We start from the raw sequence: 16,223 nt of genomic DNA, 5'->3' as shown, positions 1-16,223 counted from the left end.
ACCAATTTCCTACTTCAGAACAGAACCTTACGCTACTCCTGCCAACCCTTCAGGCACCCCCTGATGAATAAGCCGGGCTAGTGAAATCCTCAAAAAATTTAGATCTGCTTCTAATTTAGTCGTTCATAACTCCACTAATCCAGCACGCAGTATATACTATCTGGCAGGCGGGCATACAGAAGTGATGGAAACATTCTTTTCTGCGGAAGATAGAAAGAAGATATCGGAAGCGGAAAAAGGTCTCCAAACCCGTGTAAAGAAGGCTGCTAAGCAGCATAAAGATGAGCTTGATAAACTTCTGGGGAAATTGAACGAAAAATATCAGGTTGAGTTGAGTTCTATTGAGAGCGGACGATCTTCAAAATTTCCGTTAGAAATCAAACTCACGGATAAAAGCGTTGATGTTCCGTTGAATGATTGGGGATCTGGAACGCAAAATAGAACGAGAATACTTATATCCGTATTAGAAGCAGTACGGATGAGGTCGTCGGTAACTGTTGAAGATAGATCAACACCTGTTTTTTTAGTGGAAGAACCAGAAAGCTTTTTGCATCCCTCTGCTCAAGCTGAATTTGGTCAGGTTTTAAACGGCTTAGCTGAAGAATTAGAAATTCAGATAATTGCTACCACGCATAGCCCTTATATGCTTAATCAAAATGATCCTTCAGCAAATTATCTCTTAGAAAGAAAAATTTTTCGAAATTTGCCTCGTGAAACGACTTTAAAAGATACTTCTGGCGGCGATTGGATGCTTCCGTTTGCTGAAAATTTAGGAATAGTTCCAAGCGAATTTAAAAGTTGGGAGCCCGTGTTTGCTGCGCATTCAAGTAAAGTTATATTAGTGGAGGGAGAAATAGACAAAAATTACTTTGAGCTTTTTCGAAAAAAGTATAAGTCGATATATTCTATTCCTGATAATGTAGATATAGTTCCTTACGGGGGAAAAGATTCTCTAAAGAATACATCCATATTACAGTTCATGATTAATAAGTTTGGTAAGGTTTTTATCACGTTTGATCTAGATGCGCGGACTGACGTAGAAAGTGCTCTTAAACGACTTGGTCTGTCAGATGGTTCTGATTATTGTGCCATAGGGCTGAATTCTGCGGGTAACGACTGCATAGAAGGACTTATTCCGAATTCAATTAAACAGAAAGTATATTCTGATAAGCATGAATTGGTCACGGCTATTTCTTCGCAGGATGTAAAAGCAAGAAATGCTGCTCGGTCACAAATAAAAAAGCATTTTTTTGATGAGTTTGAAAAAAATGTATTTTATGATAAAGATTTAGTGGAATTTAAAAAGTTATTTAATGTTATTTCAAAAGCATTTAGCTGAATATTGACGATAAATTTATCATGTTATATAAATTATTCGTCCCCTGAATTTTATTTCATGGTGGATTTGTGCGGTATGGAGTATGAACTCGATGTCAGTTATCGTTTACGTATGACCAAACTCAACCCCATCGAGTCCGAATTCGCCACGACCGAGGAAGCGGCGGCCTATGACGCATGGTTCCGTGCGGAGGTAGAAGCCGCGATGGCGTCAAACGAACCCGGTATCCCTCATGATGAAGCGATGGCCCGGATGCAGGCAATCATCGATCGGCGCAAAAGCAGCGACAGCCGTAAGATCGCTTAATGCTGCCGGTCATCTGGCAGCCCGGCGCGCTGCGAAAACTCGAAAATATCATCGACTATATTGAAGCGCACAATCCAACCGCCGCCGAGCGAATTGGCGCTATCATACGCCAGACGGCCGATCGCTTGCCCGATCATCCCTATATGTACCGGCCCGGTCGCGTCCCTGGCACGCGGGAAGCGGTCGTCCATCCCAACTATGTTCTCGTCTATCGCGTCAGAACGAACGCCATAGAGGTGCTGGCCGTCCATCACACCCGCCAGCAATATCCCTAAACTTCCCGTTCCCCGACGCAGGCCGGGGTCCAGTTCCGACCACAGAACAAACACCATTTTGTTCCCATTTTGTTCTTTCCTACATCCCCCCTTTCTGCCTACCCTTGCCGCAAACCCCATAGCCGGAGGCGCGCGCACTCATGTCGTACCACTTCCCCACCCTCACCCCGTCGCCCGAAACCCGCGCCGATGGCTGGAGCCCCGCGCGGCAGCGGCGCTTTCTCGAAACCCTCGCGGCCACCGGCGTCATCCGCCTCGCCTGCGAAGCCGTCCGCATCACGGCACGCTCGGCCTATAATCTGCGCATTCGTCAGGACGGCGCGGCCTTTCGCCTGGGTTGGGACGCGGCGATCCTCATTGCCCGCGCGCGGCTCGCCGATGATCTGATGGCCCGCGCCATCGTCGGCCAGACCGAAACCATCCGCAAGGATGAGGAGAATTTCGAAGTCACCCGCCACCGCCACGACAATCGCCTCGCCATGTCGATGCTCGCCCGGCTCGATCGCATGGCCGACTGCCCGACACCGGGCAGCGACGCCGCGCTCGCCCGCGTCGTCGCGCAGGATTTTGCCGCCTATCTCGACATGCTCTGCCCGGCCGACGAAGCGCAGGCGGAGGCTGACCAGCTCGGCCTGCCCCGCCCCGGCGCCGAAACGATGGCGCGCGACATGGACGATGCCCGCATGCTCGATGGCACCAGCCCCGCCACGCCCGAAGCGGTCGAAACCGCCGCCACCGCCCTGTCGCCCGGTGCCTCCGCCGCGCTCTTCGTCGCCGCGCGCATGACGCTGATGACCGGCACCGCCAAGGCCGCTTATCCGCCCTTCTCCGCCTTCCAGGAACGCTGTGAACTTCCGCCCGATCCGCCCCGCGAACCGGAGCTGGACCTCACCACCCTGCCGCCCGAAGAGGCCGTCACCCACTTGCGCGGCATCTGGTGGGACGAATTTCTCGAACAATGGCGCACCGATTATCCCCCTCCAGCCGGCTTCGACGGCGAGGAAAGCGACAGCGTCTATGAGATCGACGCCTATGAGCGTGACCTGACGCCGGAAGAAGAGGACGCCGTCACCGCCCGCATCGCCGCCGATCGCCGCCCCTATGAGGAAGCCGCCGCCCGCGCCCGCGACGCCTATTTCGGCACCGCCCGCGCCGCCGCATCGGGCTGAACGGGCGCGGCATCGGGTCGGCCGCGCGCATGGCATTTGCTATTTGCTGCGCCTTGCCCTACATAGGGGAGGCTACAGTCGCAAATCGACGGTTTTTGGCGCTTTGCGGCACCTTACTTCCTTCTTTCCCTGCCCCTTAGCAACCCGGCGTATCCACACGGGGTGCGCCGCCCAGAAAGAAGGAATATTTTATGAGCAGCATCACTGGCGTCGTCAAGTTCTTCAACGCCGACAAGGGCTATGGCTTCATCGCCCCCGACAATGGCGGCGCGGACGCCTTCGTTCACATCAGCGCCGTCGAGCGTGCTGGCCTGGCTACCCTGCGTGAAAAGGACCGCGTGTCCTATGACCTGGAGCAGGACAAGCGCGGCAAGATGGCTGCGGTGAATATCTCGCACGCCGAGTAATATAGACGGCCTTCGGAACGGGCGCGGCGCTTTGCAAAAAAGCCCCGCGCCCTTTCCATTTTCCCTTTTTCAAGAGGATATACAGCATGGCCGCTCCTGATTACCGCACGCTCGCTGCCAAGGCGCGCACCGACGCCGACGCCGCCACCCTCAATAATGTCCGCGACCGCTGCCTGCGTGCTGAAGCCGCATGGCTCGCCATGGCCGGCCGCCAGGATCTGACCGACGCGGGCCGCGCCCGCCGCGACAAGACCGCGCCGGAAGCGCTCGACGCCGCCTGACAATCCACATCGCTGCGGAACTCCTGGGGCCGCCGCCGGTTATGACTGGCGAACCCCATCCCCAAGGAGTATATCATGATCCGCACCCTGATTTTCGGCGCCATCGCCGGTTATGTCGGCAAGAAGCTGTATGACGACGGCAAGCTGACCCAGTTCAAGGACGACATCGTCGCCCGCTATGGCGAAGCCAAGGCGGAACTGGCCGACAAGAGCGACACGACGCTGCGCCCGACGACGCCTGCCATGACCAGCCCTTCGGTGGCATCGGCGACCAACTTCAACTGATTTCTTCGGATACCGGCGGCCGCTCACCCCCCGTTCGCCGCCGGTCGCCGTCCGTCCTGAGCCGCCGCTCCCTCTAGCGGCTCGGACGGACGGCATCTTCGACTGCCCGGCCATCCCAAAGAAGGAGCCACCCCATGCGCAAACCCATTCTCGCTGCCGCGATCCTCAGCATGCTGCCCTTGGCAGCCTGCGCCACTGACAATCGTGGCGGCGGCTACGGCTACGACCGTCCCAGCGACCGTCGCGGCCCGCCCCGCGGTCAACGCCGCGTGCTGCGCGACAATGACCAGATCTACCGCGACCGCGACGGCCGCTATTATTGCAAGCGCGACGACGGCACCACCGGCACCATCGTCGGTGCCCTGGCTGGCGGCGTCCTCGGCAACGTCATCGCCCCCGGCGGCTCCAAGACGCTTGGCACCATCCTCGGCGGCGGCGCCGGCGCTCTGGCCGGTCGAGCCATCGACAGGAATGACGTCAACTGCGAATGACGCAAAAAAGGGCGCGGGATTTTCACCCCGCGCCCTTTCCTACTGCGTGACGCTGGATTACAGCTTGCTGGTAAGCTCCGGCACAATCTTGAACAGATCACCCACCAGGCCGATGTCCGCCACCTGGAAGATCGGCGCATCCTCATCCTTGTTGATGGCGATGATGGTCTTGCTGTCCTTCATCCCAGCCAAATGCTGGATCGCCCCGGAAATGCCCACGGCGACATAGACTTCCGGCGCGACGATCTTGCCGGTCTGTCCGACCTGATAGTCGTTAGGCACATAGCCCGCATCGACCGCCGCCCGGCTCGCACCGACCGCAGCGCCTAGCTTGTCGGCCAGCGGATAGATGACCTCCTCGAACGTCGGCCCGTCCTTGAGCGCCCGGCCACCCGACACGATGATCTTGGCGCTGGTCAGTTCGGGCCGCTCCAACTTGGCGATCTCGGCACCTACAAAGGAGGACAGCCCCTTGTCTCCGGTCGAAGCCACAGCTTCCACCGTGCCCGAACCACCTTCGCGAGCCGCCTTCTCGAACGCCGTACCGCGAACGGTGATGACCTTCTTGGCATCCTTGCTCTTGACCGTGGCAATCGCATTGCCCGCATAGATGGGCCGCGTGAATGTGTCTTCGCTCTCGACCGACAGGATATCGCTGATCTGCATGACGTCGAGCAGAGCCGCGACGCGCGGCGCGATATTCTTGCCGTTGCTGGTGGCGGGCGCGATGAAGGCGTCATGATGCCCCATCAGTTCGACAACCAGCGGCGCGATATTCTCGGCAAGCGCATGACCATAAGCTGCATTGTCAGCGACATGCACCTTGCCCACGCCCGCAATCTGCGCCGCGGCAGCGGCAACGCCATCGACGCCTTCGCCAGCAATCAGCAGATGCACTTCGCCGAGCTTCGCAGCGGCGGTGATAGCGGAGAGCGTCGCGTCCTTGACCGCACCGCCCTCATGTTCAACCCATACAAGCGTCTTCATGCGGCAACTCCCATGGCCTTGAGCTTGGCAACCAGTTCATCGACATCGGCGACCTTGACGCCAGCGGTGCGCTTGGGCGGTTCGACGACCTTGAGCGTCTCCAGCCGTGCGCCGATGTCCACGCCATAATCGGCGGGCGTTTTCTGCGCGAGCGGTTTGGACTTGGCCTTCATGATGTTGGGCAGCGAGGCGTAGCGCGGCTCGTTGAGGCGCAGGTCGGTGGTGATGATCGCAGGCGTCGACAGCTTCACCGTCTCCAGCCCGCCATCGACTTCGCGCGTCACCGACACGCTGTCGCCTTCGACCTCGACCTTCGACGCGAACGTGCCTTGGGGCAGGTTCAGCAGCGCCGCCAGCATCTGGCCGGTCTGGTTGCTGTCGTCGTCAATCGCCTGCTTGCCCAGAATGATCAGGCCAGCGCCTTCCTCTTCCTGCACCTTGGCGAGCAGCTTCGCCACCGCCAGCGGCTCGACCTCTTCATCGGTCTGGATCAGGATCGCGCGGTCCGCGCCCATGGCGAGTGACGTGCGCAAGGTTTCCTGGGCCTTGGCAACGCCGATGGACACAGTGACGACTTCGGTCGCCACGCCCTTTTCCTTCAGGCGGATGGCTTCCTCGACCGCGATCTCGTCAAACGGGTTCATGCTCATCTTGACGTTCGCCAGATCGACACCCGTACCGTCCGCCTTCACGCGCGGCTTCACATTATAATCAATGACCCGCTTCACGGGCACAAGGATCTTCATTTCAACATCCTCCATTATAAACGCCAACACGGGCGCGGGCAGCCCGTTACCGGACTACCCGCACCCAAATGGTGTCAGTTCAGGTTGAAAGCGGCCTCAGGCTGCCTTCCTCACTTCCGCCACGATCTTGCGTGCCGCATCGCCCAGGTCGTCCGCGGGGACGATCGCCAGGCCCGAAGCCGCGAGAATATCCTTGCCCTGCTGGACGTTGGTGCCTTCCAGGCGAACCACCAGCGGAACCGAGAGGTTCACTTCCTTGGCCGCTGCAACGATACCATCGGCGATGATGTCGCACTTCATGATGCCGCCGAAGATGTTGACCAGGATGCCCTTGACCGCCGGGTCCTGCAGGATGATCTTGAACGCCGCCGTCACCTTCTCGGTCGTTGCGCCGCCGCCTACGTCCAGGAAGTTGGCGGGGAATTCGCCGTTCAGCTTGATGATGTCCATCGTCGCCATGGCCAAGCCCGCGCCGTTGACCATGCAGCCGATATTGCCGTCCAGCTTGATGTAAGCGAGGTCATATTTGGAAGCTTCGACTTCGGCCGCATCTTCCTCGGTCAGGTCGCGCAGTTCCGCGATATCCTTGTGACGGAACATGGCGTTACCGTCAAAACCGACCTTTGCGTCGAGCACCAGAAGATTGCCCTGCTTGGTCAGCGCCAGCGGATTGACTTCGATCTGCTCGGCGTCGGTGTCCAGGAACGCGGCATAGAGCGACGAGGCGACCTTGGACGCCTGCTTGGCGAGATCGCCGGTCAGGCCCAGCGCAGCAGCGATCGAACGGCCATGATGCGGCATGAAGCCGGTAGCGGGATCGACCGAGAAGCTATGGATCTTTTCCGGCGTCGAATGGGCGACTTCCTCAATGTCCATGCCGCCTTCGGTCGACACGACGAACGCGACTTCGCTGCTGCCCCGATCGACCAACAGGGCGAGGTAGAATTCCTTGTCGATGTCCGCGCCATCGGTGATGTAGAGACGGTTAACCTGCTTGCCAGCGTCGCCGGTTTGGATCGTCACCAGCGTGTTGCCCAGCATATCGGTAGCGTGAGCTTTCACCTCATCCAGGTTGAAAGCAAGGCGCACGCCACCCTTTGCTTCCGCGCTAAGTTCCTTGAACTTTCCCTTGCCACGGCCACCGGCGTGGATCTGCGACTTCACGACATAGAGTGGTCCGGGCAGCTTCTTGGCGGCTTCGACGGCTTCTTCGACGGAGAAAGCGGGATAGCCAGCCGCGATCGGCGCGCCATATTTCGCGAGCAATTCCTTGGCTTGATATTCATGAATATTCATGGGGCGTGCCGTCCTTTTCCGTCGAACCGTGATGCGACGGATAAAGCACAGGCCTGTTTTGATGGCCAGAGTGATTTCGCAAAACGACTTTGCAAAATTGCAAAACCTTTGCGAAGCTCTCGGCCGAATTATTGCGAAATCGGTGCTACAAAGAGCAGCGCACAGCCGCTTTGCTGGTCACCAAAAATATCTCCGCATCGCCGAGCGCGCGCACTTTATGCAGCCATTGGTCAACGCCAAGCGTCCCGATGTGCGACTTGCGGACCGATGCCAGCGATTGCAGTCGGCGCAACTGCGTTAAGCTGAGCCTCTCTGCCATCTCTTCGGCCATGCATCCCGCCAGCTTGGGTGCCAAACCGGCTTCGACCAATCCGGCACGCAGCCGTGATTCGGGCGAAAGGCTGGCGCAGGCGGGTAGCAGAAGACACAGGGCGACGGTGATAGGACGAAAGAAGATGGCGGTCATCCGCCCCTGATGGCAACAGGCGGTGATCGGCGCAACGGTCATTGCACGCCATAGGGGAGCATAGGCACATGGACAGGTTATTCACCCGGCTTTCCCATCGCGTCGCCGGATGGACCGGCCAGCCGCTGGCCTTCATTCTGGCCAGCGCCACGATCCTCATATGGCTGACGACTGGCCCCCTGTTCGGCTATTCCGATACGTGGCAACTGGTCATCAACACCGGCACGACGATCATTACATTCTTGATGGTGTTTCTGATCCAGAATGCGCAAAATCGCGACGGATCAGCCATACAGGCTAAGCTGGACGAACTGATCCGTGCCGTGGACAATGCACGTAATGACTTCATCGGCATCGAACATCTGACCGAAACCGAACTTCATCGTATCAAGGCGGTCCTGGAACAGGAGTGCCGGGACGATGAAGACTATCATCTGGTTATCGAGCGGCTGCTCAAACGACGATAAGCCTCAATGTGCCCGGCCGGTCATGCTTTCATTATGCCGTCGATAGGCATCCACCCGGTCGATATAGCCGCGCGCCAGATTTTCATAAGCGATACGCGCCTGATGCGACGGGCAGCTTTGCGCCCGGATCAGGGACATTTGCTGCCGGTGCAGCAAATAATTGATATCCGTCTCCCTAGTCATGTCGCCCTCCTCTCTTTGCATGAGACTGGTCGATTGGCTGCGCTGGCAAGGAATAGGCACAAGCAGCGACTCAGCTTATATCACGACCGGCGATCATCGCGAAGTAAGCGGTAGAGTATCGACACGCCATTCGACGCAATTGACAGGCGACTTGGCCCATTCATCCATGAACCAAACATGCGCGATTGCGAGCCAGCCATGATGGTAAGGGATAACATACCGGATACGCACAGTAAAAAGGGTTGGCATCCCATTGTGTCAATGTCATCCTGCTTCCCGCTGGCAGGGGAAGGGCGGAAACTTGGGGGACATGGCGGTCGCTTTCCTTGCGACCCTGCATCATGAAATCCTGCTATTTGCCGTCGTCGGCCTCGCCATAGGCGGGATTGACGACTTTCTCATCGACCTCTTGTTCCTGTCGCGCCGGATGTGGCGCGATCTCGTCATCTACGCCCGTTATCCCCGGATGACGACAGCAACACTGCCCGCGTCATCAAAGCCCGGCAGGATCGCTATCTTTATCCCTGCCTGGAAAGAGGCCGACGTGATCGGTCCGATGCTGACTCATGCCCTGAGATGTTGGGGTGAGGCGGACTATCGGATATTCGTCGGCACCTATCCCAATGATCCCGATACGATCAATGCCATTGCCATGGTTGCCGAAGGCGACCCGCGCGTGATGGTGGGCATCAATCCATTGCCTGGCCCCAGCACGAAGGCAGACTGTCTCAACGTACTGTGGCGTGCGATGTTGGCAGATGAAGCGCAGATTGGACGCCGCTACAAAGCCGTCGTTCTTCATGATGCCGAAGATGTCGTCCACGCCGATGAAATTCGCCTGTTCAACTTCATGATCGACCGATTTCAATTGGTCCAGTTGCCCGTCCTGCCCTTGCCCGGCGAGGGTTCCTGGTTCTCTCGTGCCATTGCCAACCATTATTGCGATGAATTTGCGGAAAGCCATGGGAAATATCTGACCGTGCGCGAAGCGCTGGGCGCGTCAGTCCCATCGGCCGGGGTCGCCTGCGCCTTCGAACGCGATGCGCTGGCTGCTTTGGCCGACAATCCTGCGCATGGGCCGTTCGACCCCTCGTCACTGACGGAAGATTATGAAGCGGGTTTGCGCATACGCGATGGCGGCGGTCATGGCGTATTTGTGCGCATTCGCGATGCGAACGGCAATCTGATCGCAACCCGCGAATATTTCCCCGACACGATCGAAGCAGCGGTCAAGCAGAAGGCGCGCTGGATCGTCGGCATTTCGCTGGCGGGATGGGACCGCATGGGCTGGCGCGGCGGCACCGCGGAACTATGGATGCGTGTGCGGGATCGGCGGGCAGCGATCGCTGCCCTGGTGCTGTGCGCAGCCTATGCTGCCTGCCTGCTCTGGCCGATATTGTGGATCGCCGCCCAGTTCCAACCAGACTATCATCGCGCGCCCTCGCCAGTGGTTGATGCATTGCTTCGGGTCAATTTCTTCCTGATGGTATGGCGCATCCTCATGCGTGTTGTGTTTGTCAGCCATGCCTATGGCTGGCGCTATGGTCTGGGTGCCATCCCGCGCACTTTTCTTGCCAACTTTATCGCCATCATGGCGACCCAGCGTGCCATCTCGCTCTATGCACGATCATTGCTGGGTACGCCGCTGACCTGGGACAAGACCCAGCATCACTTCCCTGATTTGAGCGCTGATCCGTGACCAGCAACAAAAGCGGTCAACCTTTGCGCTTTATGGCGCTGTTGATGATCGCTTGGATTACTCTACGTATTGCCGCACAGCCCGGTCCATCCCCCCTCAGCCCGTTGCCGCTAATTGACGGCCTCACCGCAACCGCAGCCATTGCGCCGCGCCAGACCATCCCCATTGCGTTGGCCAAGGCAACTCAAGAATCTCACCGTGAGACGATAAGCCGCTTTCGCAAAACTGATCCTTTTACAGCCATAAACCTTCCGCCCATAGACAAGACAGGTCAATCAGCCGTCGACGCGATGCCGATTAAACGACCGCCCACCACTGCTAATCAGTCGCTCGACATTGTCTCTCCTTATCCCCCTCCTCAATCTCTTGGGCAGCCGGTCGAATCCCCGCCATCATCGGATCATTGGCGTGGCAGTAGCTGGATGCTTTGGCGAGACGGCGGTATGCGGCGGGCCGATATCGCGAGAACCGGACGCTTGGGCGGCTCGCAGATCGGCGCTCGACTGGATTATGTTCTGAACCCTGTCGCCGCCCACCGTGCGACAGCCTATGCCCGCATGAGTAGCGCGCTTGATAGCCCGGCCGCCCCGGAAGTCGCCGTGGGCCTAGCTATTCAGCCGCTGCGCGCCCTGCCTGTCAATTTCGCTATCGAGCGGCGGATCGCAATTGATACGGGTGGGCGCAACGCCATGGCAGTAATGGCCGTCGGCGGCTTTGGTCCGACACCCGTCGCATTAGGGTTGCAAGCCGAAGCCTATGCGCAAGCGGGCATTGTTGGCTTTCACCAGCGTGACGCTTTTATCGACGGAAAATTATCATTGCTTGCGCCTGTTCCGAACACGGCATTGCGGCTAGGTGGGGCCTTATCAGGCGGTGCGCAGCCAAGCGCGGATCGGCTCGATATTGGGCCTGAAGTGCAGATCCGGCTGCCGTTGAGGCCAATGAACGCGCGACTTTCGATCGAATGGCGAGAACGGATTGGAGGACGCGCCGCCCCCGCATCCGGCCTCGCCCTCACGCTCGGCGCGGATTTTTGACGGCGGAACACCACAACGGCTTTATATCTCCGTCCTTTAGTTCTACCCCTCAAAGGCCATGGATCTTTACCTGCCCATCGCCAATTTGTCGGTCAACGCACTGGTCATCATCGGCCTGGGCGGAATTGTCGGCTTGTTATCCGGCATGTTCGGCGTAGGTGGCGGCTTTCTGACGACCCCGTTGCTGATTTTCTATGGCATCCCGCCCACGGTCGCCGCTGCTTCTGCTGCTTCACAGGTAACTGGTGCATCGGTTTCAGGGGTAGTCACGCATATTGCGCGCGGCACCGTGGATTTCCGCATGGGCGGCGTCTTGATTGCAGGCGGCGTAGTCGGCGCGGGTTTGGGCGTACTCATCTTTCGTTTGCTCCAATATCTGGGACAGATCGATACGGTGATCGGCCTCCTCTACGTATTGATGCTGGGTGGCATTGGCCTGTTGATGGCCAAGGAGTCGATCCAGGCGCTAATCGCGTTAAAGACCGGCAAGCGCGCGCCTGCACGCAAGCGGCGACACCATCCGCTGGTGGCCGCGCTGCCAATGCGCTGGCGCTTCTATGGATCGGGCCTGTATATATCGCCGCTCGCACCGCTGCTGCTTGGCATGGCGACCGGCATTTTAACGATGTTGCTAGGCGTCGGCGGCGGCTTCATCTTGGTCCCTGCCATGCTCTATCTGCTCGGTATGACCACCCAGTCGGTAGTCGGCACATCGCTGTTCCAGATATTGTTCGTGACCATGGCCACGACGATGATGCACGCCATGACGACCAAGGCGGTCGATTTGGTGCTGGCCATGCTGCTCCTGATCGGCAGCGTGACGGGCGCACAGGTCGGTACGCGGCTGTCGATGACGATGCGGCCGGAGTATCTCCGCGTCCTGCTCGCCGCGATCGTACTGCTGGTGGCGGCCCGCATGACGCTAGGGCTGGTGTGGCGGCCGGACGAGATTTTCACGATCGAGGTGCGCTAATGCGGACCCGTCATATCCTCGCTTTGCTGCTCCCCGCCGCAATGATGTTGGGTGCCGCAGACGAGCCACAATTGGTGCCCGACGTATCCCAGCGCGAAGTCATCATCCAATATAGCTTCACCGGCGCGAACCTGCTGCTGTTCGGTGCGATTGTCTATCCCGGCGGCGTAAGGCCGGAAAAGCCCGCAGACATCGTGGTGGTCCTCAAAGGACCGGACCAATCGATCCTGATGCGTGAAAAGCAGCAGATCGCTGGCATGTGGGTAAATGCCGACAGCGCCCGCTTCGAATCCGCCCCCACTTTCTACGCCATGGCCTCCTCCCGCCCGATCGACAAGATCGTCGATGAACGCACGGCGGCGATCTACGAACTGGGCGTCGACAAGTTGCAACTCTCGCCCTCATCGCTCAACGATAGCGCCGAACTGGACCGCTTTCAGACGGGGCTGGTCGACTTACGCGACCGCGCTGGCCTGTTCGTCGAACGTCCAGGCGCGGTCGAGATCAGCGACGGCGTATTATATCGTGCTCGCTTGCCGCTATCCGCGCGCGTGATCGTGGGCAATTATACCGCCGAAACCTTTCTCGTGCAGGATGGCCGCGTGGTCGCTGCGGCAGTGCGCGATATCACGGTTCGTAAATCAGGGTTCGAACAGTTCATGGCCAGCGCGGCGGAGAATTGGTCGTTCCTTTATGGCTTGGTCGCCATCGCTCTGGCGGTCGGGATGGGTTGGGCCGCTGGCGCGATCGCGCGCCGCCTATAGAGACTTATTGCGCAGATTTTTCTTCCGGCGCAAAAAAATGGTCAATCACCTCACGAGCAAGGCGCGCTGGGCGCAAAGTAGAGGCATCGACACAGCACCAACTGGATTTGACTTCGGCCAGCACTTCTTCGCCGCGACGGATGATGGTTTCGTAGAAGGCGCGCGCGCCCTGCACCTTTTCCAGCAACACGGTGGCGATCACGTCGTCGTCGAGGAAGGTGGGTTTCCGATAGGTGATTTCATGTTTGAGCGCGACCCATAGATGCCCGGCGACAGCCTCCGACGGGGCCAGCGCGCGCCAATGGTCCAGCACCGCCTCCTGCACCCATTTGAGGTAGCTGGCATTGTTGACATGACCCATGAAGTCGATGTCGGCGGCATCGATGCCTATCGGATATTGATGGGGAATCGCGTTACTCACATCAATGTCAATATCATCCTTGCGCCCGTCGCGCTAGGGGGATGCACCTTGGGGCGGTGCTGCTGCGCGGCCCTAAGAAATTGTCCCCCTGCTTCACCGGCTTATGCTGCATTGCAGCAAATGGCGTTGACTTGGGCGGGCTATTCTTCATCCTGACGGGACCGAAATGATGGAGAGAATCATCATGGCGATCACGAGCGACACGGCGGCCCAGGTGGCCGCGCAATTGACCCAGGCGTGGGCGATCCGGTCCGGGGTGAAGAAGCCCGATCCGACAAAGCCGATCGAGGATCAGGTCATCACCATCTACAAGCGGTTTCTGGACACGGTGCAGAAGGGCTGAGCGGTAGTGTCGTAGAACGGTGAAAGGGGCCGGTCTTGTGAACCGGCCCCTCCCCCGTCTAGCGAACTTTAGAAGCGCCAGCCGACGCTGGCGACGACCTGATGACGGTCGGTGTCGATGCCGAAATCTTCGGTGGTCGCGCCATTGGCGAACTCGATATTGGCGTCGCTATATTTGGAATAGCGATATTCCACCTTGGCGAAGGTGTTGGTGTTGATCGCGCGTTCCACGCCGCCACCGATGCGCCAGCCGTCCAGCTTGAACGCGGTGTCGGTGGTTTCGTTGGTGTTGCCGGCCAGCACGTTGAGCTTGCTGTTGGTGTAGCCGCCCTTAACGTAGACGAGCGTCGAGGGGTTGGCGAGGATACCGGCGCGCGCGCCGACATAGAGGTCACGGCCCTGGCTGACGCGGCCGAAACCGAACTGGTCGGTCGGGTCGAAGCGATCGGACTTGGCGGTGGAGCCGGTCCATTCGCCTTCCACGCCGACGACGGCGCTGCCCAGATTGACGTCATACCCGGCACCGATGCCGTAAAGCAGGCCGTCGATCGACTGGTCATCGCGGCCATTATTATTGTCGACATCGCTGCCGGCACCGACATGATCATAGCCCAGGATCGCTTCGACGCGGGGACCGGTAAAGGTCGGGCCGACATCCTGTGCCATGGCGGGGGCGGCGACTGCGGCGCTGCCGAGAAGGGTTGCGACCATCAACTTACGCATATTCTAAACTCCATTGTCATCCCCCTGCAGGGGAGAGACGCTGAAAGCCGGGCGGAGCCGTAGGTTTCATGAACCTAAGATAAACAAGGACTTATGTTGCAGATATGACACAATTGCTGTCGTTTCATCGCAGATTTGACGGTGCAAAGCGACGAACGGAAGGGAACCGTATCAACACTCCACGACGTTGACGGCCAAGCCGCCAAGCGATGTTTCCTTGTAGCGGCTGGCCATATCCTCGCCGGTCTGGCGCATCGTTTCGATGACGGCGTCGAGGCTGACGATATGATGGCCGTCGCCTTGCAGCGCGAGATAGGCGGCGTTGATCGCCTTGACCGCGCCCATGGTGTTGCGTTCGATGCAGGGAATCTGGACAAGGCCGCCGATCGGATCGCAGGTGAGGCCGAGATTATGTTCCATGCCGATCTCGGCGGCATTTTCGACCTGGCCGTTGGTGCCGCCCAGCACGGCGGCGAGGCCAGCGGCGGCCATGGAGCAGGCGACGCCGACTTCGCCCTGGCACCCCATTTCGGCGGCGGAGATGGAGGCGCGCTTCTTGTAGAGGAAGCCGATGGCGGCAGCGGTGAGCAGGAAGCGACGCTCGCCATCGCGATCCGCGCCGGGGACGAAGCGCCGATAATAATGCAGCACGGCGGGGATGACGCCCGCCGCGCCATTGGTCGGCGCGGTGACGACGCGACCACCGGCGGCATTTTCCTCATTCACCGCCAGCGCGAACAGGCTGACCCACTCGAAAATCTGCGCGGGGCCAAGCGCGTCCTGTTGCAGGCGCAGCCGCTGATGGATGGCGCGGGCGCGGCGGCGGACCTTGAGGCCGCCGGGGAGTAGCCCCTCCTGTTGCAGTCCCCGGTCGATCGAAGCGCTCATCGCGTCGATGACGCTGTCGAGGAAGGCGTCGGTTTCCGCCTGGGTGCGCCACGCGCCTTCGTTGCGCAGGACGAGGGTGGCGATGGAAAGGCCGGTCGCCTCGCCCTGCGCCAACATCTCCGCGCCCGATGAGAAGGGATAGGGCTGGACGACATTATGGCCGAGCGGTGCGTCCTCGGCGACGCGCTCGCCGGGCAGCACCGCGCCGCCGCCGATCGAATAATAGTCGCGCACCAGCGGTTCGCTGTGCCCGTCGAGCCAGGCGGTGAAGCGCATGCCATTGCTATGCGCTTCGAGAAATTCGCCCATGTGGAAGAGGAGGTCGCGTGCTTCTTCGAACGCGATCCATTGGGCATGGGCGCTGCCCGCGCGGATGCGGCCATCAGTGCGGATCGCGGCGAGGATGGCAGGGATGGCGTCCGGGTCGAGCGCTTCGGGGCTATAGCCCGACAGGCCGAGCAGGATGGCGGTGTCGGTGGCATGGCCGCGCCCGGTCAGCGCGAGCGAGCCGTAGAGATCGCACGACACCCGTACCGGCTGCGCGGGGAGTTGGTCCATGAACAGGCGTGCGGCGCGCATTGGGCCGACCGTATGCGAACTGGACGGGCCGATGCCGATGGTGAACAGGTCCATGACGCTGATCGCAGCGGCAGCGTCGATGCGGGACTTGGTCATGGC

22 protein-coding genes are annotated in these 16,223 nt (G+C 59.4%); 14 read left to right on the top strand and 8 right to left on the bottom strand.

Annotation, left to right across the window (positions count from 1 at the left end; all coding sequences use genetic code 11):
* Positions 1 to 184 precede the first annotated feature (184 nt).
* The 8 genes from V2I08_RS09200 (at position 185) to V2I08_RS09165 (ending at position 4,553) form a co-directional block, all read left to right on the top strand.
* A complete protein-coding gene (locus tag V2I08_RS09200; protein ID WP_349634815.1) occupies positions 185 to 1,339 on the top strand; it encodes an AAA family ATPase in 1,155 nt (384 codons plus the stop codon).
* Positions 1,340 to 1,414: 75 nt separating this feature from the next.
* Positions 1,415 to 1,645, top strand: coding sequence for a stability determinant (locus V2I08_RS09195; RefSeq protein WP_405053631.1), 231 nt, complete (start codon positions 1,415 to 1,417; stop codon positions 1,643 to 1,645).
* Positions 1,645 to 1,920: a type II toxin-antitoxin system RelE/ParE family toxin gene (locus V2I08_RS09190; protein WP_349634810.1), complete on the top strand. Its 276-nt coding sequence runs from the start codon at positions 1,645 to 1,647 to the stop codon at positions 1,918 to 1,920. The genes V2I08_RS09195 and V2I08_RS09190 overlap by 1 nt, the downstream gene beginning before the upstream one ends.
* 140 nt (positions 1,921 to 2,060) lie before the next feature.
* The gene (locus V2I08_RS09185) at positions 2,061 to 3,089 is read left to right on the top strand and encodes a hypothetical protein (RefSeq protein ID WP_349634809.1); all 1,029 of its coding nucleotides are present in this window, start codon (positions 2,061 to 2,063) and stop codon (positions 3,087 to 3,089) included.
* A gap of 191 nt (positions 3,090 to 3,280) precedes the next feature.
* Positions 3,281 to 3,496 (top strand): cold-shock protein, encoded by a 216-nt coding sequence (locus V2I08_RS09180; RefSeq protein ID WP_037479442.1) that lies wholly within the window; start codon positions 3,281 to 3,283, stop codon positions 3,494 to 3,496.
* Between the two features lie 86 nt (positions 3,497 to 3,582).
* Positions 3,583 to 3,777, top strand: a complete 195-nt coding sequence (locus V2I08_RS09175; RefSeq protein WP_069064935.1) for a hypothetical protein — start codon at positions 3,583 to 3,585, stop codon at positions 3,775 to 3,777.
* Positions 3,778 to 3,852: 75 nt separating this feature from the next.
* Positions 3,853 to 4,062: a hypothetical protein gene (locus tag V2I08_RS09170; protein WP_037479446.1), complete on the top strand. Its 210-nt coding sequence runs from the start codon at positions 3,853 to 3,855 to the stop codon at positions 4,060 to 4,062.
* A 134-nt stretch (positions 4,063 to 4,196) separates the two neighbouring features.
* Positions 4,197 to 4,553 (top strand): glycine zipper 2TM domain-containing protein, encoded by a 357-nt coding sequence (locus V2I08_RS09165; protein ID WP_310223617.1) that lies wholly within the window; start codon positions 4,197 to 4,199, stop codon positions 4,551 to 4,553.
* Positions 4,554 to 4,610: 57 nt separating this feature from the next.
* Here V2I08_RS09165 and V2I08_RS09160 read toward each other — a convergent pair whose 3' ends face one another.
* The 4 genes from V2I08_RS09160 to V2I08_RS09145 all read right to left on the bottom strand — a co-directional run bounded on the left by V2I08_RS09160 (position 4,611) and on the right by V2I08_RS09145 (position 8,048).
* Positions 4,611 to 5,540, bottom strand: a complete 930-nt coding sequence (locus V2I08_RS09160; RefSeq protein ID WP_349634808.1) for an FAD-binding protein — start codon at positions 5,538 to 5,540, stop codon at positions 4,611 to 4,613.
* Complete coding sequence (locus V2I08_RS09155; protein ID WP_043154170.1) at positions 5,537 to 6,286, bottom strand: electron transfer flavoprotein subunit beta/FixA family protein; 750 nt, start codon at positions 6,284 to 6,286, stop codon at positions 5,537 to 5,539. The genes V2I08_RS09160 and V2I08_RS09155 overlap by 4 nt, the downstream gene beginning before the upstream one ends.
* Positions 6,287 to 6,382: 96 nt before the next feature.
* Complete coding sequence (sucC, locus tag V2I08_RS09150; protein ID WP_349634807.1) at positions 6,383 to 7,582, bottom strand: ADP-forming succinate--CoA ligase subunit beta; 1,200 nt, start codon at positions 7,580 to 7,582, stop codon at positions 6,383 to 6,385.
* A gap of 145 nt (positions 7,583 to 7,727) precedes the next feature.
* On the bottom strand, positions 7,728 to 8,048 hold the full coding sequence (locus tag V2I08_RS09145) for a hypothetical protein (protein ID WP_349634813.1): 321 nt from the start codon (positions 8,046 to 8,048) through the stop codon (positions 7,728 to 7,730).
* 68 nt (positions 8,049 to 8,116) lie between these two features.
* On the opposite strand from V2I08_RS09145, the gene V2I08_RS09140 reads away from it, so the two are divergent.
* Positions 8,117 to 8,515 carry a low affinity iron permease family protein gene (locus V2I08_RS09140; RefSeq protein ID WP_349634806.1) on the top strand — a complete coding sequence of 133 codons (399 nt, stop codon included), beginning with the start codon at positions 8,117 to 8,119 and terminating at the stop codon, positions 8,513 to 8,515.
* 3 nt (positions 8,516 to 8,518) lie between these two features.
* Here V2I08_RS09140 and V2I08_RS09135 read toward each other — a convergent pair whose 3' ends face one another.
* Positions 8,519 to 8,698, bottom strand: a complete 180-nt coding sequence (locus V2I08_RS09135) for a hypothetical protein (RefSeq protein ID WP_310223607.1) — start codon at positions 8,696 to 8,698, stop codon at positions 8,519 to 8,521.
* A gap of 310 nt (positions 8,699 to 9,008) precedes the next feature.
* On the opposite strand from V2I08_RS09135, the gene V2I08_RS09130 reads away from it, so the two are divergent.
* From V2I08_RS09130 to V2I08_RS09115, 4 genes are read left to right on the top strand one after another with little or no spacing between them, the layout of a single operon-like run.
* Positions 9,009 to 10,397, top strand: coding sequence for a glycosyl transferase family protein (locus V2I08_RS09130; protein WP_349634805.1), 1,389 nt, complete (start codon positions 9,009 to 9,011; stop codon positions 10,395 to 10,397).
* Positions 10,394 to 11,434, top strand: coding sequence for a hypothetical protein (locus V2I08_RS09125; protein WP_349634804.1), 1,041 nt, complete (start codon positions 10,394 to 10,396; stop codon positions 11,432 to 11,434). Before V2I08_RS09130 ends, V2I08_RS09125 begins: the two co-directional genes overlap by 4 nt.
* Positions 11,435 to 11,492: 58 nt before the next feature.
* Positions 11,493 to 12,407 (top strand): sulfite exporter TauE/SafE family protein, encoded by a 915-nt coding sequence (locus tag V2I08_RS09120; protein WP_349634803.1) that lies wholly within the window; start codon positions 11,493 to 11,495, stop codon positions 12,405 to 12,407.
* Positions 12,407 to 13,171, top strand: coding sequence for a TIGR02186 family protein (locus V2I08_RS09115; protein ID WP_349634802.1), 765 nt, complete (start codon positions 12,407 to 12,409; stop codon positions 13,169 to 13,171). The genes V2I08_RS09120 and V2I08_RS09115 overlap by 1 nt, the downstream gene beginning before the upstream one ends.
* Positions 13,172 to 13,175: 4 nt before the next feature.
* Here the strand turns inward: V2I08_RS09115 and V2I08_RS09110 are convergent, their stop codons facing one another.
* Complete coding sequence (locus V2I08_RS09110) at positions 13,176 to 13,592, bottom strand: thioesterase family protein (RefSeq protein ID WP_349634801.1); 417 nt, start codon at positions 13,590 to 13,592, stop codon at positions 13,176 to 13,178.
* 184 nt (positions 13,593 to 13,776) lie between these two features.
* On the opposite strand from V2I08_RS09110, the gene V2I08_RS09105 reads away from it, so the two are divergent.
* Positions 13,777 to 13,935 (top strand): hypothetical protein, encoded by a 159-nt coding sequence (locus V2I08_RS09105; protein WP_171899195.1) that lies wholly within the window; start codon positions 13,777 to 13,779, stop codon positions 13,933 to 13,935.
* A 68-nt stretch (positions 13,936 to 14,003) separates the two neighbouring features.
* Here V2I08_RS09105 and V2I08_RS09100 read toward each other — a convergent pair whose 3' ends face one another.
* On the bottom strand, positions 14,004 to 14,657 hold the full coding sequence (locus tag V2I08_RS09100) for an outer membrane beta-barrel protein (RefSeq protein ID WP_349634800.1): 654 nt from the start codon (positions 14,655 to 14,657) through the stop codon (positions 14,004 to 14,006).
* Positions 14,658 to 14,828: 171 nt separating this feature from the next.
* Positions 14,829 to 16,220: an L-serine ammonia-lyase gene (locus V2I08_RS09095; protein WP_349634799.1), complete on the bottom strand. Its 1,392-nt coding sequence runs from the start codon at positions 16,218 to 16,220 to the stop codon at positions 14,829 to 14,831.
* Positions 16,221 to 16,223 lie beyond the last annotated feature (3 nt).

The organism is Sphingobium sp. MK2 (assembly GCF_040170545.1).
Lineage (GTDB): Bacteria > Pseudomonadota > Alphaproteobacteria > Sphingomonadales > Sphingomonadaceae > Sphingobium.
This window is presented reverse-complemented; position numbering and strand designations above follow the sequence as displayed.

Excerpts from the sequence above, each read along its gene's own strand:
- V2I08_RS09200 (WP_349634815.1), top strand. The coding sequence starts at position 185 with ATGGAAACATTCTTTTCTGCGGAAGATAGAAAGAAGATATCGGAAGCG.
- V2I08_RS09195 (WP_405053631.1), top strand. The coding sequence starts at position 1,415 with ATGGAGTATGAACTCGATGTCAGTTATCGTTTACGTATGACCAAACTC.
- V2I08_RS09190 (WP_349634810.1), top strand. The coding sequence starts at position 1,645 with ATGCTGCCGGTCATCTGGCAGCCCGGCGCGCTGCGAAAACTCGAAAAT.
- V2I08_RS09185 (WP_349634809.1), top strand. The coding sequence starts at position 2,061 with ATGTCGTACCACTTCCCCACCCTCACCCCGTCGCCCGAAACCCGCGCC.
- V2I08_RS09180 (WP_037479442.1), top strand. The coding sequence starts at position 3,281 with ATGAGCAGCATCACTGGCGTCGTCAAGTTCTTCAACGCCGACAAGGGC.
- V2I08_RS09175 (WP_069064935.1), top strand. The coding sequence starts at position 3,583 with ATGGCCGCTCCTGATTACCGCACGCTCGCTGCCAAGGCGCGCACCGAC.
- V2I08_RS09170 (WP_037479446.1), top strand. The coding sequence starts at position 3,853 with ATGATCCGCACCCTGATTTTCGGCGCCATCGCCGGTTATGTCGGCAAG.
- V2I08_RS09165 (WP_310223617.1), top strand. The coding sequence starts at position 4,197 with ATGCGCAAACCCATTCTCGCTGCCGCGATCCTCAGCATGCTGCCCTTG.
- V2I08_RS09160 (WP_349634808.1), bottom strand. The coding sequence starts at position 5,540 with ATGAAGACGCTTGTATGGGTTGAACATGAGGGCGGTGCGGTCAAGGAC.
- V2I08_RS09155 (WP_043154170.1), bottom strand. The coding sequence starts at position 6,286 with ATGAAGATCCTTGTGCCCGTGAAGCGGGTCATTGATTATAATGTGAAG.
- sucC (WP_349634807.1), bottom strand. The coding sequence starts at position 7,582 with ATGAATATTCATGAATATCAAGCCAAGGAATTGCTCGCGAAATATGGC.
- V2I08_RS09145 (WP_349634813.1), bottom strand. The coding sequence starts at position 8,048 with ATGACCGCCATCTTCTTTCGTCCTATCACCGTCGCCCTGTGTCTTCTG.
- V2I08_RS09140 (WP_349634806.1), top strand. The coding sequence starts at position 8,117 with ATGGACAGGTTATTCACCCGGCTTTCCCATCGCGTCGCCGGATGGACC.
- V2I08_RS09135 (WP_310223607.1), bottom strand. The coding sequence starts at position 8,698 with ATGACTAGGGAGACGGATATCAATTATTTGCTGCACCGGCAGCAAATG.
- V2I08_RS09130 (WP_349634805.1), top strand. The coding sequence starts at position 9,009 with ATGGCGGTCGCTTTCCTTGCGACCCTGCATCATGAAATCCTGCTATTT.
- V2I08_RS09120 (WP_349634803.1), top strand. The coding sequence starts at position 11,493 with ATGGATCTTTACCTGCCCATCGCCAATTTGTCGGTCAACGCACTGGTC.
- V2I08_RS09115 (WP_349634802.1), top strand. The coding sequence starts at position 12,407 with ATGCGGACCCGTCATATCCTCGCTTTGCTGCTCCCCGCCGCAATGATG.
- V2I08_RS09105 (WP_171899195.1), top strand. The coding sequence starts at position 13,777 with ATGGCGATCACGAGCGACACGGCGGCCCAGGTGGCCGCGCAATTGACC.
- V2I08_RS09100 (WP_349634800.1), bottom strand. The coding sequence starts at position 14,657 with ATGCGTAAGTTGATGGTCGCAACCCTTCTCGGCAGCGCCGCAGTCGCC.
- V2I08_RS09095 (WP_349634799.1), bottom strand. The coding sequence starts at position 16,220 with ATGACCAAGTCCCGCATCGACGCTGCCGCTGCGATCAGCGTCATGGAC.